Raw genomic sequence first — 23,366 nt, 5'->3', positions numbered from 1 at the left:
AAAATTGCCGCTTTATACACTTAGTCCATTTTATATAGAAGTTTAGAATCCAGTTTATGAAGCATATCCGTAATTTTTCGATCATCGCCCATATCGACCATGGTAAATCGACTCTCTCTGACCGTCTTATCCAAGTTTGTGGTGGTTTAACAGACCGTGAAATGCAGCAGCAGGTGTTAGACTCAATGGACATCGAGCGTGAGCGTGGTATTACCATCAAAGCGCAAAGTGTAACACTTAATTATACAGCCAAAGATGGCGAGACCTACCAATTAAACTTTATCGACACACCAGGACACGTTGACTTCACTTACGAAGTATCACGTTCGCTTGCTGCCTGTGAAGGTGCGCTTTTAGTTGTTGATGCTGGTCAAGGTGTAGAAGCGCAAACACTTGCTAACTGCTACACAGCAATTGAAATGGATTTAGAAGTTATTCCAGTACTGAATAAAATCGACTTACCGCAAGCGGACCCACTTCGTGTTGCAGAAGAAATCGAAGACATTATTGGTATTGATGCGCTTGAAGCCGTGCGTTGTAGTGCAAAAACAGGCGTGGGTATTGAAGACGTACTCGAAGTTATTGTTAAAGATATTCCGCCACCAGTTGGCGACAAAGATAAGCCATTACAAGCGCTTATTATTGATTCATGGTTTGACCCATACCAAGGCGTTGTGTCACTTGTGCGTATTAAACACGGTGAATTACGCGCGGGCGATAAAATTAAGATCATGTCGAACGAACAAGTTCATATTGCAGATAAAGTGGGTATTTTTACTCCAAAACAAACTAACACAGGTTTATTAAAAACCGGTGAAGTAGGCTTTGTTATTGCTGGTATTAAAGAGATTCATGGTGCACCTGTTGGCGATACAATTACGTTACAGCGCAACTCTGCACCAGAGCGTCTACCGGGTTTCCAACGCATTAAACCACAGGTTTACGCGGGTATGTTCCCAATTTCATCGGATGATTATGAATCATTCCGTGATGCGCTAGATAAACTTAGCTTGAACGATGCATCGTTATTCTTCGAACCAGAAAACTCAACTGCACTTGGTTTTGGTTTCCGTTGTGGCTTCTTAGGTATGCTACACATGGAGATTATTCAAGAGCGTCTTGAGCGTGAATACGACATTGATCTTATTACTACGGCACCTACGGTAATCTACGAAGTAGAAACCAAAGAGGGCGTTAAACAGATTGATAATCCATCTGATCTTCCGCCGGTAAACAACATTCTTGAAATCCGTGAGCCAATTGTTGAAGCTAACATATTAGTTCCGCAAGAGTTTTTAGGTAACGTTATTACGCTTTGTGTTGAAAAGCGTGGTGTACAAACTAAAATGAACTATCACGGCAAGCAAGTTGCGGTAACGTATGAATTACCGATGGCTGAAGTGGTTATGGATTTCTTTGATAAGTTAAAATCAACAAGCCGCGGTTTTGCTTCGCTTGATTATAACTTTAAGCATTTCCAAGCATCAGACATGGTACGTGTTGACGTACTTATTAATGGTGAACGTGTAGATGCATTAGCTATTATTGTACACCGTGATATTGCACAATCGCGTGGTCGTCAGTTAGCTGAAGCGCTTAGAGAGCTAATTCCGCGTCAACAATTTGATATTGCAATTCAAGCGGCAATTGGTCAGCATGTTATAGCGCGTACAACGGTTAAACAATTACGTAAAAACGTAATTGCAAAATGTTACGGTGGTGACGTGAGCCGTAAGAAAAAGCTTCTTCAGAAGCAAAAAGAAGGTAAAAAGCGAATGAAGCAACTAGGTAACGTTGAAGTACCGCAAGATGCATTCTTAGCTATCCTCAAAGTTGGTAAATAATTAGAAGTAAATAAAGGAATTAATGCATGGCGGGTTACTTTTCGATTTTTTTAGTGTTGTTAACACTAGGCTCAGGCTTAATTTGGTTAATTGACCACTTTATGTTTGCGCCTAAACGTCAACAGCGTATCGCCCTTGCTCAAAACGCGGCGGGTGGTGAATTAGACGAAGAAACCGCTGCATTAATTGCACCAGAGCCAAGTATTACTGAAACGGCTAAATCAATCTTTCCGATGATTGCGGCTATTACTATTTTCCGTTCATTTATTTTTGAACCGTTTCAAATTCCATCAGGCTCAATGATGCCAACATTACTTGTTGGTGACTTTATTTTGGTACAAAAGTACTCATACGGCATTAAAGACCCAATTTGGCGCACCCAACTAGTGGATGTGGATGAGCCAGAACGCGGTGATATTGTGGTATTTAAATACCCATTAGATGAGCGTATTGATTACATTAAACGTGCCATTGGTTTACCTGGCGATAAAATTGTTTATCGCAATAAACACCTTTATATTCAGCCAAAATGTGAAGAAGGTGTCGAACAGCAAGGTGATTTGCTGTGTAATGAATACAATAAAATAGATATGGAAATTCTCAATAGTGACGAGTTCAAGCAAGGGTCAATGAATTTAGTGCGTTTAGAAGAAAACCTAAGCCCATTGAATCACAACATTTTGATTAACCCAGAGGCGCTTGAAATGAAAGGCCGTTATTATCAACAACCGGGTACACGCTCTGACGAGTGGGTTGTTCCTGCCGATCATTATTTTATGATGGGTGATAACCGTGATAACAGCCAAGACAGTCGCTTTTGGGGCTTTGTGCCAAAAGAAAACTTGGTAGGTAAAGCCGTCTTTATATGGATGAGTTTTGAATTTGAAAATGGCCCAGATGACTTTTTACCAGGCTGGGTTCCAACTGGTGTTCGTTTTGAACGCCTAGGTAATATTCAGTAACGATGAAAAAAAACGTAACAGAGTTATACAACAAAATAGGTTATACATTTACTGATCAAGCTTTGCTTGAACAGGCAATGACGCACCGCAGCCACAAAGGTCAACATAACGAGCGTTTAGAGTTTTTAGGCGATTCGATTTTGAGCTTCGTGATTGCGAATGCGCTTTATACTAAATTTCCAAAAGCACGTGAAGGCGACTTAAGCCGCATGCGCTCAACCTTAGTACGTGGTCAAACACTGGCTGAGTTTGGCCTTGAATTTGGTCTGGGCGATTACTTACGCTTAGGGCCTGGCGAGCTGAAAAGTGGTGGCTTCCGTCGTGAATCGACTCTTGCCGATGCAGTAGAAGCCATTATTGGTGCCGTGTTCCTAGACTCAAGCATTGAACAATGTGGTGAGTTAATCTTAAATTGGTATGAATCACGCCTTGATGCAATTTCTCCTGGCTTAAACCAAAAAGATCCAAAAACATTACTTCAAGAGTACTTACAAGCGCGCAAATTATCGTTACCGGGCTACACTGTCATTGATACAAAAGGCCAAGCGCACAATCAAACATTCACGGTTGAATGTATTGTTGAAGGGATGGATAGCATTATCTCAGTAGGGAGCTCGCGTCGTAAAGCCGAGCAAAAAGCTGCTGAAAAAGCCTTAAAGATACTTAAAAATGAATCTTGATGATTTAATTAGCAAAGAACCTGCAGAGCTTGATACGCACTGTGGGATGGTGGCCATTGTTGGTCGTCCAAATGTGGGTAAATCGACCTTACTTAACTACATTGTTGAGCAAAAGGTGAGTATTACCTCGCGCAAACCACAGACCACGCGTCACCGTATTATGGGTATTCATACTGAAGGTAAATACCAAGCAGTCTACGTTGATACACCGGGTCTACATGTTGAAGAAAAGCGTGCCATTAACCGTTTAATGAACCGTGCTGCATCCAGTTCGATTGGTGATGTAGAGCTGATTATTTTTGTGGTTGAAGGCACTCACTGGAATGAAGATGACGAGATGGTACTGAATAAAGTCCGTCAAAGTGGTCGTCCAGTGTTATTGGTTATGAATAAAATTGACCAAGTAAAAGACCGCGACTTAGTGCTTCCGCACATGCAGTTTTTAGGCAATAAATTTGATTTTGTTGGCATTATTCCTGTCTCAGCAAAACAGGGTAAAAACATTGAGCTTATAAAAGCAGAAGTAACCAAGCGTCTTCCGCTGTGTGAGTTTTACTTCCCTGAAGATTATGTGACAGACCGTTCGATGCGTTTTATGTCGGCAGAGGTTATCCGTGAAAAGCTAATGCGTTTTATGGGTGATGAATTACCGTATTCTGTTACCGTTGAAATAGAGCAGTTTAAATGGCTCGATAACGGCGTGTGGCAAATTAATGGCCTGATCTTAGTTGAGCGTGAAACGCAAAAACGCATGGTTATTGGCAATAAAGGCGAAAAGCTAAAAGTTATTGGCCGTGAAGCACGTAAAGACCTTGAAGAGATGCTTGATAACAAAGTATTTTTAGAACTTTGGGTTAAAGTGAAGTCTGGCTGGGCTGATGATGAGCGTGCGCTACGCAGCTTAGGCTATGGTGAAGATTAAGCTTAGCTTGAGACGCCATGGATAGCGATTTCTACACAGCATACTTGTTGCACCGACGTCCATTTAGTGACTCACAAGTAATGCTTGATATGCTGGTAGAAGGCGTGGGTCAGCTTAGAATGCTGGCCCGAATTAGTGGTCGCCAGGCCACTAAACATAAAGCACAACTGCAACCTTTCCAATCACTGCTGGTACAATACAGCGGTAAATCAGATTTAAAATACATTAATCGTTTTGAACCCCATGGCACGCAAACCATGCTCACGGGGAATGAGTTGTATTGTGGATTTTATTTAAACGAATTAACCAATCGTATCGTACCTATCAATGAACCCATGGAAAGTGTTTACCATTTGTATAAACAGCACTTGAGTGATTTATCGGGTACTCAACACTTGCAAGCAGTGTTACGTTCGTATGAATTTCAGTTACTCGAATTGCTCGGTTATGGGGTTGATTTTAGTGTCGACGCGCACGGTGATGAGATCATTGGCAGTGCCAGTTACCAGTACTTTGCTGAATATGGCTTTTTGCTGCATGACGACCCGCACAGTGGTTTTTCAGGTGCGCAATTAAATGCCATTGCTGCCCATGACTTCAGCGCGCCTGATGTGTTATATATGGCAAAGCAGTTAAGTCGTTACTTACTCAAGCCTTTACTCGGTAAAAAGCCATTAAAAAGTCGTGAGTTATTTATTAAGTAGGCTGAATAGCAGCCGTTAATCGTTGTTTTAAACAGGTAAAAAAATGAAAGATATTCTTCTTGGTGTAAACGTTGATCATATTGCCACTTTACGCCAAGCGCGTGGCACAAGTTACCCAGATCCTGCTCATGCAGCCAGTGTTGCAGAGCATGCCGGTGCAGATGGTATCACCATTCATTTGCGTGAAGACCGTCGTCATATTCAAGACCGTGACGTGTATGTAATGGCTAAAACCATTCAAACGCGTATGAATCTTGAGGTTGCCGTGACTGATGAAATGATTGATATTGCGCTTGAAGTAAAACCCGCTTATGTGTGTTTAGTGCCTGAAAAACGCGAAGAGCTAACAACAGAAGGCGGCCTAGACGTAGTGGGTAACTTTGAAAAAGTAAAAGCGGCGACTGAAAAATTAACGGCAGCGGGTATTAAAGTATCGTTATTCATTGATGCTGATAACGCGCAACTTGATGCTGCTAAAGCCTGTAACGCACCGTATGTAGAAATTCATACTGGCGCGTATGCAGATGCAGAAAACGACGAAGAGCTACATACAGAGCTTGAGCGTATTCGCAGCGGTGTACAATACGCCCACGGTCTTGGTTTAATTGTAAATGCTGGTCATGGCCTGCACTACCACAACGTAAAACCAATTGCTGCAATGCCAGAAATTTACGAGTTAAACATTGGTCATGCGATTATTGCGCGTGCCGCGATTGATGGTCTAGACAAAGCAGTACGTGATATGAAACGCCTGATGATTGAGGCGCGTTTGTAAATATAAGCTTCAAGCACTTTTAAGCAAGTATTGAATTGAGAGCGCGGTGGATGTTGTATCCAGCGCGCTTTTTATTTCATCAAATACGCAATAAATTGTGCAAGCAATGATGATAACAAAGGTGAAATACAGAGTAGAGTGACTATGTACTGATGCTTTTTCTTAAAGCTTTTTAAAACACCATCATTAATGGCCGACAATTCGCCTTGTTTAATTGAATGAAACACAATTGAGTTGGGTGTTGCTCTCATTAAGCGGGCTTTACTTTCGTATGTTTGCCACTGCTCAGCGTAATTGATTTTTACGTAGTTATTAGCTTCTTTACTTAGTTTTTTATAGCGAAGGAAAAACCACGTGAGTGAAATAGCGCTAAAGAGAATAAGTAAGATAAAATACAAAGCAGGCTCCCTTTAATACTTCACAATTCGTGTACCCGTAGAATAAATAATATCGCGACTAGGGCATGAATAATTAGGTTTTAGTGTTCTACAAGATTGCTCGGGTGTGTCAAAACAAAAATCAAAACGAGTTTGGGTTTTCACCGCTTTATCAGTAATATTTTGCGGCAGCTCATTCCAGTGCCAATGCGTGATTACTTCTTTTGCTGCATCGGCAAATACAGGGTGAGTAGAGGCAACTACCTGAATATCTTTAATCTCATTGTGTGGCGTAATAACATACTCAATGGTCGCGCACCCTTCTGTTGCTTGGATAACTGCTTTTTTTGGGTATCTGGCAGGAAAGCGCTCAAGTTGCTGCCATTTTGGTGTTTTCAATTCATCATAGCTAACTGATAAATCCGCATACTCTAGTGTCATCGGTTTATCTGCAGTTGAAGCACAGCCAAAGGCAAGTAAACTGCCCGCTAAAATTAAATAACTTTTCATTTATATATTCCTTTATATCGTTTTATTGAGCGGCTTTTATCGTTGCTGCTCTACCATGCCTGCATCACTTAACAAATTATTCAGCTCGTCAATAAGCTCAAATAATTCAGGTTCAATATAATTTAAATCACAATCGCCTTTTAGTGACGTTTCAAGGGTTTCGGCAAGCGATTTTAGCTTTGGTACGCCGGTGTAACAACATGCGCCATGGAACTTATGCACGATGCTAAGTACATGCTCGCAATCTTCATTTTCTATTGCTTCATTGAGTAGACGCAAGGTCTCAGGCACGCTGAGTAACAGCATATTGAGCATTTCAAGAGCGAGTTCTTCTTTGCCGCCTGCGCGCTGTAGCGCAAGCTGCCAATCTAGGCGTGTGCTCTCAAATGGAGGTTCAGATTGAACGGCAACTGTTTTGCTTCGCTCTCGGTTAATAGGGGATTGTGGGCTATGATCACTAATGATCTGCTTTAGCATATCTTCGTCAATCGGTTTGGTTAAATAACCTTTAAAGCCATCTTTTAGCAGCTGCTCTTTTTCACCAGCCAACGCATGCGCTGTTACCGCAATAATTGGGGTGTCTTCATTAAGTGATGACTCACGAATAAGCTTACACGCTGTAATGCCATCCATAATAGGCATTTGAATATCCATAAATATTAAGTCGTATTTATGGCTTTTACTTAAGCTATAGGCTTGTGAACCATTATGGGCGGTATCAATGAGCTCAATTTGTTCATCTAATAGTGTACAAATAAGTTTTAGATTTGCGTCATTATCATCAACAACCAGCACTTTTAATGGCAGTAGTTTTTCATCGCCTTGCTCAATATTGTGTACCGGATGGTCAAGGCGATACGGGGCTGCTAATACTTCACATAATTTACGATGATTAAGTGGTTTACTTAAACAGGCATCAGCACCACTACCCACAAAGGCTTCACGCATATTATGCGACACCGTATTGAGCATAATGTATAAATAGTCAGTGACAGGTCTTACCGCTTTAACGTAGCCTTTAAGCTGCTGCATATCATCGATTGTTGCGGTGTGACCGATAATACAAATATCGTAACTAAAGTCTTTGTTTATCTCGTTTAAGAAACTTTCTTCATCGGTACAGGCGGTAACTTGTGTTTGCCACTCATTCAACAATGACAAGGTTGCTTGGTGCGTATGTTCGTGCGGTTCTAAGTATAGAATGCGTTTATTAATCAGTGATTGAGTTGGTAAGTCACTAGTGATTGAATTAGACGGCGTTCTAAACACCGCATTAAACGTAAAGCAGGTGCCATTACCGGGGGCTGAGTTTAAGGTAATGCGGCCGTTCATGGCTTCAACAATATGCTTGGTAATAATTAACCCTAAGCCTGTGCCGCCAAATTTGCGGGTAATACTTGAATCGGCTTGGCCAAATGGTGTGAATAAAGCATCTTGCTTATCCATAGGAATACCCACACCGGTATCGGTTACCGACACCAAAATAGAGGCTCGCTCTTCATCAAGCAAACGATAACCGACATCGACTTTAATAGACCCTTTTTCGGTGAACTTTATCGCATTACTGAGTAAGTTAATTAAAATTTGCTTAAAGCGAGTCGGGTCGCCAGTTAAGTTATCGGGCACTTGCGGGTGAATAAATATAGATAGCTCGAGTTGTTTTTCGTGGGCGCTAGGAGCAAGCAATGTTAATACTTCATTGATGGTATCGCGCAGTTGAAACTGCATCGATTCGAGTTCCATCGCACCGGCTTCTAATTTCGAGAAATCTAAAATATCGCTGATAATGGTCATTAAGCTGTTAGCAGACAACTCAATCGTATCGAGGTAATCCTTTTGGTGTTTATTCAGAGGCGTTTTATATAGCTGACGCGTAAAGCCAATAACCCCATTTAAAGGAGTACGTAATTCGTGACTCATTTTCGCTAAGAAATCTGATTTAACACGGTTGGCATCTTGAGCATCTTTTTTTGCAATACTCAGCTGAATATTTTGTGTTTCGTACTGTTCGAGTGTTTCTCGGTAATCTGCAGTGGCTTGGTCAATGTGCTTTTGCATTTCATCGCGTTGCATCACCATGGTGTCTGAAATCGTATTAAGTCCTTCACGAAGGAGCTCAAATTCGCCAAACATTTTTTGATCAAGGCCTGTATCGACTTTACCCTCATTAAGTTTATCTGTAGCAAGTACTAACTTATTAAGAGGTTGAATAAACATACGCGATAATCTAAACGCCAGCACGGTTGCTAAAACAAGCGCCAGTAAAATAACTACACCACTCACTAATAACGCACGTTGTTGACCAATGATGGCTTGCTGCTTATTGAGCATGATCACCACAGTGCCTAAAGAAGCCTGATAACTATGGTGATTCCATATCATGTCTTGGCGGCTATGATTAATAATAGCCGTTGAAAAGGTTAAATAATGTTCTGAGCTTTGCATATGAACACCGTCTAATATCGGTTTGTTCGTGTTCATCAGCTCTCTAAATTCACTTTGGTATTTACTGAAAATAACCAGCTCGTTATTTTCATCAAAAATAGCAATAGATTGAATAGCAGGCGAGTGTTTGTTGTGAGTATGACTAACTAAACGAGTTAACAGCGCTTTATTTCGTTTAAGTAAAGGTTGCTCTACAGCAATAGCAAGCGGCTCAATGATGGTCTCGCCTTGTTGATACAAAATTTCATCGAGCTCAATGTAACGATTTATTGTAAAATAACCGCCCAGCAACAAGCCTATGATCACAGTCGGTATAAGTGTGAGGGTTAAGACTGAGTCACGTAAGCCAAATTTAGTCATAAAAGATGTTGTTATCATTATTATCGTAGTTTAAGAGTATATACTTACTCCCGCTTTATCAATAATTAAGGTGTTGCCCGATGGCACAGATTTTCAAAGCTAAAAAGAAATCCGTCTCACAAAAAATGCTCACACTCACCGTTTCGGCCATGGATCACCAAGGACGAGGTGTTGCAAAGCAAGGCAGTAAAGTGTGCTTTGTGAACGGTGCGCTGCCCGGCGAGGAAGTTAAAGCACAGCTCATTGACGATAAGGCACGTTTTGCCAGTGCTGATTGCAAAAAAGTATTGCGCGCGTCAGCGCATCGAGTAACGCCTTTTTGTCAGCATTATCAAGTATGTGGTGGTTGTCAGTTACAACACCTCGATGCATCGCAGCAATTAGTTGAAAAGCAAGCAGCTGTGAGCCAGCTATTCAGTAAATTTGCCAAAGCAGAGAATTTAAATTGGCAAGCGCCGCTTGTTAGTGAAGCGCGTCATTACAGACGGTCGGCACGTGTTGCCGTAATGCATGATAAAGCCGCGAAAAAAATGCGCGTTGGTTATCGTGCTCAAGGGTCAAAGCAGCTCGTGAGTATTGAGCGTTGTGATGTGCTTTCAACTAAATTTAGCGCGTTATTTACGGTCTTTGATGAACTGATAAATAACCACGCAGGGCTAACCTGTATTAGTCACTTACAACTGTGCGAGGCAGACAATGCCGCTTATGTTGTCATTCGCCATACAAAACCAATTAGCAATACGCTTAAAACGGTTGTTGAGAAAGCCTGTGATGAGTATCAATGGTGCCTAGTATGGCAATCACACAGCGGTGAGATTGATCACACTCATCATCCAATGCCGTACTACACTATACCAGAGTACGACTTAACCTTTGAGTTTGGCTTAGAGAACTTTGTGCAAGTAAATCCGCATGTTAATCAAGCCATGTTACATCAAGCAAAAGAGTGGCTTGATTTACAGGGTCATGAACAGGTATTGGATTTATTTTGTGGTATTGGTAATTTTTCATTATTGATTGCAAAGTATGCAAAACACGTTATTGGTGTCGAAGGAGTGGATTCTGCGGTTGCATTAGCGAAACAAAATGCGCAAACTAACTCATTATCGAATACCGATTTTTATTGCTTTGATTTAACTCAATCAATGCAATCAGCTGCGTGGTTCAGCAAAGACATTGATGTATTGGTGCTTGACCCGTCACGAACTGGCGCTATGGCTATTTTAGAGCAGTTACCACTTACTCAGTTTAAAACGATTTTATATGTCTCTTGTGATCCTGTTACTTTAGCCCGTGACAGTGCAATTATTTTACAAGCAGGCTTCAGCATTGAAAAAATTGGGCTTATGAATATGTTCCCGCATACAGGGCATATTGAAACGATGGCGTTATTTCACAGGAGGTAAAGCGCACTATGGTAGCCACTAGACAGTCACATCAGCTTACTAAGCCGAGTGATTTTACCAGCCGTATAGAGCTGTTAGCGCTAACAGAAGATAAATCTACCTTATTAGAACAGGCGCATCAATTGTGCCTGCATTGCGATGATGTTAAACGCCAGAATATGGCCATTGAAATGGTGGAGATTTTAGCTGAGCTAAATTTAGATGCTGATTCATTGGCAACCGCCTTTTTAACGCCGTATTTTTTAGCTGAAAAAATTTCTATCGACACAGTAACAGATAAGCTTGGTAACCACGTTGCCTTGCTGCTTACTGGTGTGAGCCAAATGGCAACCATCAGCACCTTAGCACATCAAGGTAAAGGCACCGTTCAAATTGATAATATTCGCCGTATGCTTTTGGCAATGGTTGAAGATGTGCGTGCGGTGGTTATTAAACTGGCTGAACAAGTGTGTTACCTACGCGAAGTGAAAAATGGCAGTGAAGAAGAGCGCGTAATAGCAGCAAAAGAAACGCGCGATATTTTTGCGCCACTCGCCAATCGTTTAGGGATAGGTCAGCTTAAGTGGGAGCTAGAAGACTTATCTTTTCGTTATTTGCACCCAGACACCTACAAAAATATTGCCAAGCAATTAGACGATAAACGGCTTGCCCGCGAAGCCTACATGGAAAATATGGTGGCACTGGTTAAAGCACGCCTCCAAGAAGCGGGCATTGCTGGCGAGGTGTATGGTCGCCCGAAACATATTTTCAGCATTTATAAAAAAATGGCGCAGAAGAACTACGAGTTCGATCAATTATTTGATATTCGTGCCATGCGTATTGTGGTTGAGCGTTTGCAAGATTGCTACGCGGCCTTGGGGATTGTTCACACAAACTGGCGTCATTTAAATAAAGAGTTTGATGACTACATTGCAACGCCAAAACAAAATGGTTATCAATCGATTCATACCGTGGTGTTTGGTCCTGAAGGTAAAACCGTCGAAATTCAAATTCGTACCAGCGAGATGCACCAAGATGCCGAGCTCGGTGTCGCGGCTCACTGGATGTACAAAGAAGGCGCATTACCGGGGCGTGGCTCAGGTTATGAGCAAAAAATTAGCTGGTTGCGTAAGTTACTGCAATGGCAAGAAGAAGTTGTTGATGGCAGCGACTTAGCCGAAGAGCTTAAAAATCAGGTGGTGGAAGACCGTGTTTACGTGTTTACCCCGAAAGGCGATATTTTTGATTTACCACTCGGTGCGACGCCGCTCGATTTTGCCTACTACATCCACTCTAATGTAGGGCACCGGTGTATTGGCGCAAAAGTATTTGGCAAAATTGTGCCTTTTACGTACCAACTAAGTACGGGCGATCAGGTTGAGATTTTAACGCAAAAGCAAGCGAACCCGAGCCGAGATTGGTTAAATCCGTCGTTAGGCTATATTAAATCGTCGCGAGCACGTTCGAAAATTCATCATTGGTTTAAGCAGCTCGACCGCGATAAAAACTTAAGTGCCGGTAAAGAAATTCTAGAAACAGAACTACACAAGCTCGATCTTACAACCAAAGATCTTACCCCCGCGATAGAGCGCTTTAACTTGCGGGGTCTTGAAGATTTAATGGTTGCTGTTGGCGCAGGTGATGTGCGTCTTAATCAGTTGCTTAACTTTATTAGCGACCGTGATGACGACGAGCCACAAATCAGGTTTAAAAAACCAAAAAGTGTCAACGGTGATAAAAATGGCATTGTAGTTGATGGCGTCGGCAGTTTATTGAGCCACGTGGCTAAATGTTGTCGCCCTGTTCCCGGCGATGAAATTATTGGGTATATCACGCAAGGGCGGGGGATTGCCGTTCACCGTGAAGACTGTGATTCATTTGAAAAACTGCGAGAAAAGCACCCAGAGCGTGTGATCTCAGTAAGTTGGTCAGACGATGTAAATGGCTCTTACACGCTAACCATTAAAGTAGAGGCAACCGATAGATCAGGGCTTATTCGTGATATTAGCTCTGTACTTGCCAATGAAAAAGTAAATGTGCTGAACATGAACGTCAACACAGTCGAAGACAAGCAATTAGCACTTTTCTCAATGCAGGTAGAAGTTCACGACTTATCAAGCACAAACCGCTTGTTGTCTAAACTTCACCAAATTGAAGGGGTCCATGAAGCAAAACGTGGGCATGCGTAATGACAGATAAACACAGTATTGATGACTCATTAGCGATCATGGAAAAACTACGGGACCCAGATACTGGGTGCCCGTGGGATTTAAAACAAAATTTTAAATCGATAGTGCCTCATACCATTGAAGAGGCTTACGAAGTTGCTGACTGCATTGAAAAGGGCGAGTTGAGTGAGCTTAAAAGTGAACTGGGTGACTTACTCTTTCAGGTTGTGTTTTACGCGCAGCTTGCAAAAGAGCAGGGGCTATTTGATTTTAATGACGTTGTCAGCACATTAAACGAAAAACTAGTGCGCAGGCACCCTCATGTGTTCGCTGAAAAAACAACACTCACAGAGGCTGAATTATCACAGCAGTGGCAAGCAATAAAAGCACAAGAGCGGGCGCAAAAAGCACCCACACAGCAACTGAGTTTATGGCAAGACATTCCCGATGCGATGCCAGGGCTTACTAAGGCGAAAAAGATTCAGCAGCGGGTGGCAAGTCTTGGCTTCGATTGGCCAAGCTATCAGGGGGCACTTGATAAAGTGGCCGAAGAAGTCGGGGAAGTGAAAGAAGCGCTTGCGCATGATCCGTACTCAGAACACAGCGCAGAAGAGCTGGGCGATTTGTTATTTGCAACGGTCAATGTGGCCCGTCATATTAAGCGCGACCCTGAGCAATTATTACGCAGTGCTAACGCTAAGTTTATGGCACGCTTTGAAAAAGTGGCCGCTTATTTAAGTGAGCGCGGGCAATGTTTAGAGACCGCCAGTTTAGAAGAGATGGACAGCGCGTGGGAAGCCATTAAAAAGCACCCACAATGACACAGCATAGGGACAGGAATGCCGCGCTCGTTTTTTGTGCACTTATTTGCTAATTTTATCTGGATTGATAGCAGTGCCTTTGCTATAATATCGCCCCGTCTTGATTCTATATTATTCCTTTTAATTCCTGATATTCTAGGGTTCGCATGAGTACAAAATTTATCTTCGTTACTGGCGGGGTTGTTTCTTCGTTGGGTAAAGGTATTGCAGCAGCGTCGTTAGCCGCAATTTTAGAAGCACGTGGTTTAAACGTGACTATTTTAAAGCTGGATCCTTACATCAACGTTGACCCAGGCACTATGAGCCCAATTCAGCACGGTGAAGTATATGTTACTGAAGACGGTGCAGAAACTGACCTTGATTTAGGTCACTATGAGCGTTTCATCCGTACTAAGATGAGTAGCCGCAACAACTTCACACAAGGCCGTGTTTATGAAGATGTTTTACGACGTGAGCGTCGCGGTGAATACCTTGGTGCAACAATTCAGGTTATTCCACATATCACAAACGACATTAAGCAACGTGTATACGACGGTGCCGAAGGTCGCGATGTAGCCATCGTTGAAATTGGTGGTACAGTGGGTGACATTGAGTCACAACCGTTCTTAGAAGCAATTCGTCAGCTTGGCACAGAAATCGGCCGTGAGCGCGCATTGTTTATTCACCTAACGCTAGTGCCATTCTTAGGCCCTGCAGGTGAAGTTAAAACGAAACCAACACAACATTCAGTAAAAGAATTACGTTCGATTGGTATCCAACCAGATATCTTAATTTGTCGTTCTGATCGTAAATTACCTAATAACGAGCGCGCGAAAATCGCACTTTTCACTAACGTGGAAGAAAAAGCCGTTATTTCATTACCAGACGTAGAAAGCATCTACAAGATCCCTGCGTTACTTAAGTCACAAGAACTTGATAACTTTGTGTGTCGTCGTTTTTACCTTGAGTGCCCAGAAGCAGATTTATCTGAGTGGGAGCAAGTATTATATCAAGAGTCTAACCCAACGGGTGAAGTGACAATTGGTATGGTAGGTAAGTACATTGAACTACCAGACGCTTACAAGTCAGTAAACGAAGCATTAAAGCATGCGGGTCTTAAAAACCGTTTAACAGTGAACATCGAATACGTTGATTCACAAGACTTAGAAAGCAAAGGCACTGAGATGCTTTCTCACCTTGACGCTATTTTAGTACCAGGTGGTTTTGGTGGTCGTGGTGTTGAAGGTAAGATTTTAGCGGCTAAATACGCACGTGAAAACAAAGTACCTTACCTAGGCATTTGTTTAGGTATGCAAGTGGCACTTATTGAGTATGCGCGTAACGTTGCAGGCCTTGCAGATGCAAACTCAACGGAATTCAATGCAAAATCAGCACACCCAGTGGTTGGCTTAATCACCGAGTGGCAAGATGCCGACGGTAACGTTGAAGTACGTGATGAGCAGTCTGACCTTGGTGGCACAATGCGTTTAGGCGCACAAAAATGTCACTTAACGCCAGGCTCTAAAGTAAGTGAAGTATACGGTAGTGACGAAATTGTTGAACGTCACCGTCATCGCTACGAAGTAAATAACCACTACGTAGAACAGCTTGAAAAAGCAGGTTTAAGTTTCACTGGTTTATCTGAAGATAAGAAACTAGTCGAAATTATCGAAAATAAAGATCACCCTTGGTTTATTGCCGCGCAATTCCACCCGGAATTCACGTCAACACCACGTGATGGTCATCCGTTATTTGAAGGGTTTGTTGCAGCTGCACACACTCACCAAAAAGCGTCATCGTAATTTAAATAGGCCGTGCTATATGCACGGCTTATTTGTTTTAAAAAGCCAACGAATTAACAAAGTTGGCATAAACTCACCATTTTCGGGAAAAGAGGAATCAAGATGTCAGAAATCGTAAAAGTGATTGGTCGCGAAATCATGGACTCGCGTGGTAACCCAACTGTTGAAGCTGATGTACATTTAGCTGATGGTTCATGGGGCCGTGCTGCAGCACCTTCTGGTGCATCAACAGGTACTCGCGAAGCGCTTGAATTACGTGATGGTGATAAAGCACGTTACTTAGGTAAAGGTGTTTTAAAAGCGGTAGGTTATATCAATAACGAAATCGCAGCGGCTCTTAAAGGCCAAAGCGCACTTGATCAACAAGCTGTTGACCAAGTAATGCTAGATTTAGACGGCACTGAAAATAAAGAAAAATTAGGTGCTAACGCAATCTTAGCGGTATCTTTAGCAACAGCTAAAGCAGCTGCAAACTCTAAAGGTGTTGAGCTTTATGAGCACATCGCTGACTTAAATGGTACGCCGGGCGTTTACTCTATGCCATTACCAATGATGAACATCATCAACGGTGGTGAGCACGCAGATAACTCTGTTGATATCCAAGAGTTCATGATCCAGCCAGTTGGCGCTGCAAACTTCCGTGAAGCACTGCGCATGGGCGCAGAAGTATTCCACAGTCTTGCAAAAGTACTTAAAGCAGACGGTCACTCTACATCAGTAGGTGACGAAGGTGGTTTTGCACCAAACCTTGAATCAAATGAAGCGGCACTTGCTGCAATTAAAGTGGCTGTTGCAAATGCAGGTTACGAGCTAGGTAAAGACATTACTTTAGCGCTAGACTGTGCTGCATCTGAGTTCTACGACAAAGAAGCAAACATCTACGACCTGAAAGGCGAAGGTAAAAAATTCACGTCAGAAGAATTTAACTATTTCCTTAAAGACCTAACAGAGCAGTACCCAATTGTTTCAATTGAAGACGGCCTAGATGAGTCTGATTGGGACGGTTTCGCACACCAAACAAAACTAATTGGCGATAAAGTTCAATTAGTAGGTGACGACCTTTTCGTAACAAACACGAAAATCTTAAAGCGTGGTATTGATAACGGTATTGCTAACTCAATCCTAATCAAGTTCAACCAAATCGGTTCATTAACTGAAACGCTTGCTGCGATTAAAATGGCAAAAGATGCTGGTTTCACTGCTGTTATCTCTCACCGTTCAGGTGAAACAGAAGATGCAACAATTGCAGATCTTGCTGTTGGTACAGCGGCTGGTCAAATTAAAACAGGTTCATTAAGCCGTTCTGACCGTGTTGCTAAATACAACCAACTTCTTCGTATTGAAGAAGCGTTAGGTGAAAAAGCACCTTTCAATGGTCTTAAAGAAGTGAAAGGTCAATAATAAACACACCGTTTATTTAGACTGATAAAACCTCCTGCGGGAGGTTTTTTTATGTGTGAAAAGTTATGCTTGAAAAAAGCAAAATAAAAAGCCGCGTGACTTTCATCACGCGGCTTTCTTATTAATACGCTTGGGTATTAAAAAGAGTAGCTGTAACCTACTTGAAGGGTACGTGGCTTACCAGGTTGAATACCTCCGTTTGCACGGTTTGCAACGTAGGTCTTGTCAAACAGGTTGTCGACCGTTAGGTATACTTTTTGTTTGTCGTCGATAAGGTATTTAGCGGCTAAATCCCACACTACACGGCTGTCAATTGCGTTACGACCTGAAGTTGATAAGTCAGCGTGTGCATCAGACACATAACGCATTTGCGTATCAAACACAAAGCTTGAGAACTCGGCACCAAACGAAAGCGCTAGCTGGTTTTCTGGCACATATGGCATAGCATCACCACTTTTAACGCTGCCCCAAAGATCTGATTCAAAGTCATTTTCAAACTCAGAGTTTGTGTAAGTATACGTTAAACGCACAGGGAATGAGGCTGTATCTGTTGCAAACACTTTACCGGCGCTCACTTCAAAACCAGATACCGACACTTCACCGTAGTTGTACTGGTCGCCAATGTTATTGTCGTTACAGCCTACAGCAGCAGTACAGTTACCGTGCATGTTCGTGTAGTCAGAGTTAAAGTAAATCACTTCACCATTAAAGCCTGCATAGTCGTAACGACCTCCAAGCTCAATGTTAACACTCTCTTCTTCTTCTTGATCAGCATTACCTGGTGCTGCTGGCGCATACCCTTTTTGAATACCAGCAAGTAGCGTTAAGCTATCGCTAACAGTGTATGTTGCGCCCAGTGACGGCACTAAAATTTCAGTGTCGTTGCTGATATTTTTAGTTAAACCGTTTGCACGTGTTGGATCTGATTTTGCCCATTCTTCACGTTTAATCGTGATATCTTCATAACGCAGACCCGCGCTAATTACTAATGCGTCTAATGACCACTCATCTTGAATGAATAGCGTTGTAGCTTCAGCGCTATCTACACGGTTGCTATCTGAACCTGGTACGCCTTTTTCAGTTAGCGTCATTGAAAGGTCTTGATTAAGCGTGTATTTGTCTTGCCATTGGAAGCGATCCATTTCGTCTTCGTGGTAACGCGCACCCACTGTAATGTAGTGGTTACCCGCAGGAATATGGAACTCTGTTTGTAAACCTTTCGCTTGGTAGTCACGGTTATTTGCTTTAACAGCAACCCCTTCGATACCTTCGCTGGTTGGGTTTGCTTCAAATTCGCTGTACTGTTCAAGGTAGCTTGAGCTTACTTTGCTCGCTTTATACCAGTTACGGTGGAAGTCATTTAAGTAAGCAGTTGCAAGTAACTCGTAACCTTTACCAAAGCGATATGCATAGTTAACTTGGTATGCATTGTGTTGTGTGTTCATTTCATCATTTTGCGAGGCTGCATAACGACGATATGGGTTTTCTTGGTAGTCTGCATCGGTTAAGCCCATGTAAGTTTCATCAGAGCGCTCGTCTGAGTATTTAACTTTCATTTCAAGGCTGTGAGCTTCGTTATCACCAAAATCAAAACCAAACTTTAATAAGAAGTCGTTCTTTTCAAAACCAGAGTTATCGCTACCAACCGGTAATTCTTTAAAGCCATCTGCGCCGTAAGTGAATACTTCAACTAAGCCTGCTGCATTGTTTTTCTTTTTACCGAAGTATGCGTGGCCTTTGTAAAAACCATCGCTACCTAGTTCAGCGTTTAATAAACCTTTAGAACCTTCGGTCGGTAAGCTGCGTGATACTAAGTTTAAAACACCGCCCGTTGTACGTGGACCATATTTAACCGATGCAGCACCTTTAAGTACTTCGATAGACTCCATGCGGCCCATAGTAGGGAAGTAGTAAGCCGATGGTGCAGAGTAAGGAGCAGGAGCAACAAGAACGCCGTCTTCCATTACAGAGATTTTATCGTTACGGCCAGTACCTGTACCACGCATACCAATGTTAGGGCGAAGACCATAGCCATCTTCTTCTTGAACGTATACACCGGGTACCGCACTTAAAACACGTGAGATGTCGGTGTATTCAAACTTTTCAAGATCTTGCTCGCTGATGAAAGTAGCAGAACCCGGAATATCGTTAATAGCAGATGCAGAGCCAATGACAGTAATTTGCTCGAAGTTCTTTTCTTCTTTAGTTACATCTTTAGCAAAAGCATTAGCGCTAAGTGATAACGCTATGGCAGTAGAAAGAGTTGAAACAATAAACGTAGGTTTCATTGTGCGTCCTGTGTATGTTTAGATTTTTTTAACCGGCGCAATTTAAACATGTAAAGTAATGCGAATCAATCCTATTTGTAATAAAATTGATATAAAGCATAAGTTCATGAATTAAAATGAAAATAATAAATACAGTAGTATTGTAGTATTATTTGTGTGCGATACCTCGTTAAGTAATACTTAACGATGTGCTAATTGGGTGAGTATGATGCAAAGGTAATATGTGTTGCTGCATAACACGCTAACCACTTGCAGGTTATAAGTTTAAACCTGCACGGCGAAAACCGTGCACACAAGTAGGGTATTGCAGGGGGGGGATTAGGTGTCGGCGTGCAATTTATTTTGCGAGAAACGGCTTAATACGAAACATAGAAGGCGTTTTAATGCCGAAAAAAGACTTTCAAGGTGAAATAAAACAACACTCATCGAAATACTCATCCATCGAAACATTCAATCAATGAATTAATCGCCACTCGCTTACGTTAAACGCAGCGCAATAAACTCGGCAAGTTTATCAACCGCATTGCCCGGTTCGTCAGCCCGCTTAATTAAACTAATCCCTATTTGGCCTAATTCAGGCAGATCCTTGGTGTGTAGTTGATAGTTTAGCTCATTCGGTACGGTGCTTTTTGCTAAAACGGTAATACCTAACCCTTCTTTTAATGCCGCAGTAAGGCCTGTTAAATCGGCATTACTGTACGCAATACGGTATTTAATCCCTGCGTGCTGCAATGCATCAATCGCGCGGCGACGATAAATACACCCCTCGGGAGCGGTAACAAGGGTAACTACATCGTTTTGTGCTAGGTTTAAATCGCCTACCCACACCAGTTGATCTTGCATAAAAATAGGGAACTTGGCCGACTCGAGTTCTTCGTTTAGAGCAAGCACCAGATCAAACTGATCTTGGCGCGATACCGACAATAAATGTTTACTTAAGCGCGAGCGAACCTCTAGCGATACATCAGGGTAGAGCGCCACAAAGTCGCCAATAATAGAAGGCAAGATACGCGCAGCAAATTCGCTGGGAATACCTAAGCGTACTTTACCGGTTACGTTTTCGCTGGTGAACTGCTGCAAAATGGCATCGTTTTGTTGCAACATTTGTTTTGCCAAAGGCAGCAATAACTCACCGTATTGATTGAGTACTTGGCGTTGCCCCTGCTTTTTAAATAGCTTGTGGCCAAGCATATCTTCAAGCCGTTTTATTTGCAGACTAACCGCCGGTTGTGACAGCCCTAATAACTCGCCAGCTTTGGCAAAACCACCTACTTCAACAACCGCAACGAGGGTGCGTAAACTATCGGTAGAAATATTTTTCATTTAAAAATTCTATTTATAGGGCTGCATATATAAGTATTATTTATCAATTGATAAATAATTACAATTTGTTGTTGCAAGCACGGGGCAATATACTTCAAGCATTAAAGATTGATAGGTGTCACATATGACTTTTACGCCAATAATGTTTGCTCGCCACAGCCAAGCTAATACGCCAGCAAACAACGTGCTACAAGCAAATAGCGATACTGCCATTATGGATTTTAGTGGTACTGAAGCAATCCCATTTTTAACGACTATTTTAGGTCTTGATATTAATAAGCTAACCGCCAGCGGTTTAGGCTTACGCAGCTCATTAGACGATGACCTAACAAGCAGCTACGCTTATGCGTTGTATTACTTTAACGAAACCGCTTTTCGTTTTGTACTCGCCAAAGACGCCAGCGTGCAGCTACAGTCGCTAATAAACGAGCAACAACTGCGTTACGATATTGATTATGTTATGCGTAACGACTTAAGCGCGTTAACCTTAAGTGGTGAGCAAGCGTTTGATGCCTTGGTAGATAACTTTAAGCTAACACCAGGCCTGCGTTTATCTGACATGCGCAGCTGTTATGGTGCACAAAGCGGTGAGGTATTTATTACCGCGATTGATAACCAAGATCAGCAGCAGTTTCAACTGGTAGCGCGCCAAGCAGAGCTTGATAAATGGCAAGCGCACTTACAGCAGCTCGGGTTTGATTTAACCTTAGCGGATGTTGCTTAAAGTATAAATTTTAAAAACAGCTACACACTTGGGTGTTTAGCTGTTTTTTGTAGTTACAAATCGCAATTTGGGTGTGACAACTGTGCAACTAATGTATAATCGCCGCCCATGTTATTCCCCCTCATTAAATTGAGGCCACGCCCACTCAGTGGGTTAATTTAAAAGTGAAGGAATATTATGACTTCTAAAACAGTTTTACATGCTAAGCACCTTGAAGCTGGCGCAAAAATGGTTGATTTTCACGGCTGGGAAATGCCAATCAACTACGGCTCACAAATCGAAGAGCATAATGCGGTTCGCACAGATGCAGGTATGTTTGACGTATCGCACATGACAATTGTTGATGTGCAAGGCGAACAAGCACAAGCGTTCTTACGTAAGCTAGTAGCAAACGACGTTGCTAAGTTAACGGTACCGGGTAAAGCACTTTACACAGGTATGCTTAACGAAGAAGGCGGCGTAATCGACGACCTTATCATCTACTTCTTCTCAGAAACTGACTACCGTTTAGTTGTTAACTCAGCAACCCGTGAAAAAGATTTAGCGCATTTAGCTAAAGTTTCGGCTGATTTCGCCGTAACGGTTACTGAGCGTCCTGAATTTGCAATGATTGCCGTTCAAGGCCCTAATGCACGTGCTAAAACGGCCACTGTACTTACTGCAGAGCAACAAGCTGCTGTTGAAGGTATGAAGCCGTTTTTTGGTGTGCAAGCTGGTGATTTATTTATTGCAACAACAGGCTATACTGGCGAAGATGGTTATGAGATCGTAGTACCTAATGATCAAGCTGCTGATTTGTGGCAACAACTTCTAGATGCAGGCGTAGCGCCAGCGGGTCTAGGAGCACGTGACACACTTCGTCTAGAAGCAGGTATGAACCTTTACGGCCTAGATATGGACGAAAGCGTATCACCACTTGCTGCTAACATGGCGTGGACGATTGCGTGGGAGCCAGAAGATCGTAAGTTTATCGGTCGTGAAGTATTAGAACAGCAACGCGCTGATAAAAGCACAGACAAACTAGTTGGTTTAGTGCTTGAAGAAAAAGGCGTATTGCGTAGCGGTTTAAAAGTCATCGTTGAAGGTGGTGAAGGGGTGATTACCTCTGGTACATTCTCACCAACACTTGGTCACAGTGTCGCTCTTGCACGCGTTCCGCGTTCAACTGGCGAAACAGCTCAAGTAGAGATGCGTAAAAAACTGGTTAACGTTAAGGTTGTTAAACCTTGCTTTGTACGTAACGGTAAATCAGTTATCTAAGTAATATAAAAAATTTGGTGTTATCACCCAATATAAACCAAAGGAACAAAAAAATGAGCAATATCCCAAGCGAATTAAAATATGCTACTTCACACGAGTGGGTTCGCGACGAAGGTGACGGTACGTTTACTGTAGGTATCACTGAGCACGCACAAGAACTTCTTGGCGACATGGTATTCGTAGAATTACCAGAAGTTGGTGATGAAGTTGATGCGGGTGAAGACTGCGCAGTAGCAGAGTCTGTTAAAGCAGCATCTGACATCTACGCACCAATCAGCGGTGAAATCGTTGCAATCAACGAAGATCTTGAAGATTCGCCTGAAACAGTAAATAACGACCCATACATCGACGGTTGGTTATTCCGTATCAAAGCATCTGACACATCAGAGCTTGATAACCTGTTAGACGCTGAAGGCTACGCTAACACAATCGACGAAGACTAATTAATTAGTCACGCCGACTAAAAGCCCCGTCTAGATCCCCAGCTAATTAAATGCGTAGCTTGGGTTTCATAGGGGCTTTTATGATTTTATAGCTTACCTTTCCATACGCTGTAAGTTATTGAATCACCCTGTTTTTAAGTTATTGCCAGTTACCCATTGGCAGTAACCACTTTTTTTTGGATCATAGGAATCT

19 protein-coding genes are annotated in these 23,366 nt (G+C 42.4%); 14 read left to right on the top strand and 5 right to left on the bottom strand.

Translation table 11 applies throughout. The features are described from left to right. Window positions 1-56 precede the first annotated feature (56 nt). The 6 genes from lepA to pdxJ are packed head-to-tail and all read left to right on the top strand — an operon-like array spanning window position 57 to window position 5,887. Window positions 57-1,844 (top strand): translation elongation factor 4, encoded by a 1,788-nt coding sequence (lepA, locus tag GZH31_RS11880; RefSeq protein ID WP_036966608.1) that lies wholly within the window; start codon window positions 57-59, stop codon window positions 1,842-1,844. Window positions 1,845-1,870: 26 nt separating this feature from the next. Next, entirely contained in the window at window positions 1,871-2,806 is a 936-nt protein-coding gene (gene lepB, locus GZH31_RS11875; RefSeq protein WP_036966610.1) for a signal peptidase I, read from the top strand. 2 nt (window positions 2,807-2,808) lie between these two features. Continuing rightward, a complete protein-coding gene (gene rnc, locus GZH31_RS11870; RefSeq protein ID WP_036966612.1) occupies window positions 2,809-3,486 on the top strand; it encodes a ribonuclease III in 678 nt (225 codons plus the stop codon). After that, window positions 3,476-4,408, top strand: a complete 933-nt coding sequence (gene era / locus GZH31_RS11865) for a GTPase Era (protein WP_036966614.1) — start codon at window positions 3,476-3,478, stop codon at window positions 4,406-4,408. Before rnc ends, era begins: the two co-directional genes overlap by 11 nt. 17 nt (window positions 4,409-4,425) lie before the next feature. After that, window positions 4,426-5,112, top strand: a complete 687-nt coding sequence (recO, locus tag GZH31_RS11860; RefSeq protein ID WP_036966616.1) for a DNA repair protein RecO — start codon at window positions 4,426-4,428, stop codon at window positions 5,110-5,112. 43 nt (window positions 5,113-5,155) lie between these two features. Continuing rightward, window positions 5,156-5,887, top strand: a complete 732-nt coding sequence (pdxJ, locus tag GZH31_RS11855; protein WP_036966619.1) for a pyridoxine 5'-phosphate synthase — start codon at window positions 5,156-5,158, stop codon at window positions 5,885-5,887. A gap of 71 nt (window positions 5,888-5,958) precedes the next feature. On the opposite strand, the gene GZH31_RS11850 is transcribed toward pdxJ, so the two are convergent. Genes GZH31_RS11850 through barA form a run of 3 tightly spaced genes read right to left on the bottom strand, consistent with a single transcriptional unit; the run spans window position 5,959 to window position 9,579 of the window. Continuing rightward, on the bottom strand, window positions 5,959-6,285 hold the full coding sequence (locus GZH31_RS11850; RefSeq protein WP_074989036.1) for a hypothetical protein: 327 nt from the start codon (window positions 6,283-6,285) through the stop codon (window positions 5,959-5,961). A 12-nt stretch (window positions 6,286-6,297) separates the two neighbouring features. Continuing rightward, window positions 6,298-6,774, bottom strand: a complete 477-nt coding sequence (locus GZH31_RS11845) for an energy transducer TonB (RefSeq protein ID WP_075593794.1) — start codon at window positions 6,772-6,774, stop codon at window positions 6,298-6,300. Window positions 6,775-6,810: 36 nt separating this feature from the next. Then, the gene (gene barA / locus GZH31_RS11840; RefSeq protein ID WP_036969088.1) at window positions 6,811-9,579 is read right to left on the bottom strand and encodes a two-component sensor histidine kinase BarA; all 2,769 of its coding nucleotides are present in this window, start codon (window positions 9,577-9,579) and stop codon (window positions 6,811-6,813) included. Window positions 9,580-9,659: 80 nt separating this feature from the next. Here barA and rlmD point away from each other — a divergent pair, with 80 nt between their 5' ends. The 5 genes from rlmD (at window position 9,660) to eno (ending at window position 17,135) form a co-directional block, all read left to right on the top strand. Beyond that, window positions 9,660-10,985, top strand: a complete 1,326-nt coding sequence (rlmD, locus tag GZH31_RS11835) for a 23S rRNA (uracil(1939)-C(5))-methyltransferase RlmD (protein ID WP_118844558.1) — start codon at window positions 9,660-9,662, stop codon at window positions 10,983-10,985. An 8-nt stretch (window positions 10,986-10,993) separates the two neighbouring features. Continuing rightward, window positions 10,994-13,153: a GTP diphosphokinase gene (gene relA, locus GZH31_RS11830; RefSeq protein WP_036966631.1), complete on the top strand. Its 2,160-nt coding sequence runs from the start codon at window positions 10,994-10,996 to the stop codon at window positions 13,151-13,153. Beyond that, window positions 13,153-13,953 carry a nucleoside triphosphate pyrophosphohydrolase gene (gene mazG / locus GZH31_RS11825; RefSeq protein WP_036966634.1) on the top strand — a complete coding sequence of 267 codons (801 nt, stop codon included), beginning with the start codon at window positions 13,153-13,155 and terminating at the stop codon, window positions 13,951-13,953. Before relA ends, mazG begins: the two co-directional genes overlap by 1 nt. 146 nt (window positions 13,954-14,099) lie before the next feature. Further along, window positions 14,100-15,734, top strand: coding sequence for a CTP synthase (locus tag GZH31_RS11820; RefSeq protein WP_036966637.1), 1,635 nt, complete (start codon window positions 14,100-14,102; stop codon window positions 15,732-15,734). Window positions 15,735-15,836: 102 nt separating this feature from the next. Continuing rightward, entirely contained in the window at window positions 15,837-17,135 is a 1,299-nt protein-coding gene (gene eno / locus GZH31_RS11815) for a phosphopyruvate hydratase (protein WP_036966640.1), read from the top strand. Window positions 17,136-17,272: 137 nt separating this feature from the next. Here eno and GZH31_RS11810 read toward each other — a convergent pair whose 3' ends face one another. Then, on the bottom strand, window positions 17,273-19,423 hold the full coding sequence (locus GZH31_RS11810; RefSeq protein ID WP_036966643.1) for a TonB-dependent receptor domain-containing protein: 2,151 nt from the start codon (window positions 19,421-19,423) through the stop codon (window positions 17,273-17,275). A gap of 477 nt (window positions 19,424-19,900) precedes the next feature. Then, window positions 19,901-20,746 carry a LysR family transcriptional regulator gene (locus GZH31_RS11805; protein ID WP_065978637.1) on the bottom strand — a complete coding sequence of 282 codons (846 nt, stop codon included), beginning with the start codon at window positions 20,744-20,746 and terminating at the stop codon, window positions 19,901-19,903. Between the two features lie 124 nt (window positions 20,747-20,870). Between GZH31_RS11805 and GZH31_RS11800 the strand changes: the two genes are divergently transcribed. The 3 genes from GZH31_RS11800 to gcvH all read left to right on the top strand — a co-directional run bounded on the left by GZH31_RS11800 (window position 20,871) and on the right by gcvH (window position 23,173). Further along, window positions 20,871-21,470, top strand: a complete 600-nt coding sequence (locus tag GZH31_RS11800) for a hypothetical protein (RefSeq protein ID WP_036966649.1) — start codon at window positions 20,871-20,873, stop codon at window positions 21,468-21,470. Window positions 21,471-21,647: 177 nt separating this feature from the next. Then, window positions 21,648-22,730: a glycine cleavage system aminomethyltransferase GcvT gene (gcvT, locus tag GZH31_RS11795; protein WP_036966652.1), complete on the top strand. Its 1,083-nt coding sequence runs from the start codon at window positions 21,648-21,650 to the stop codon at window positions 22,728-22,730. Window positions 22,731-22,783: 53 nt separating this feature from the next. Then, window positions 22,784-23,173, top strand: coding sequence for a glycine cleavage system protein GcvH (gcvH, locus tag GZH31_RS11790; RefSeq protein WP_036966655.1), 390 nt, complete (start codon window positions 22,784-22,786; stop codon window positions 23,171-23,173). The last annotated feature ends 193 nt before the right edge of the window (window positions 23,174-23,366 follow it).

Origin of the sequence: Pseudoalteromonas sp. JSTW, assembly GCF_013423925.1 — a bacterium.
Lineage (GTDB): Bacteria > Pseudomonadota > Gammaproteobacteria > Enterobacterales > Alteromonadaceae > Pseudoalteromonas > Pseudoalteromonas lipolytica.
This window is presented reverse-complemented; position numbering and strand designations above follow the sequence as displayed.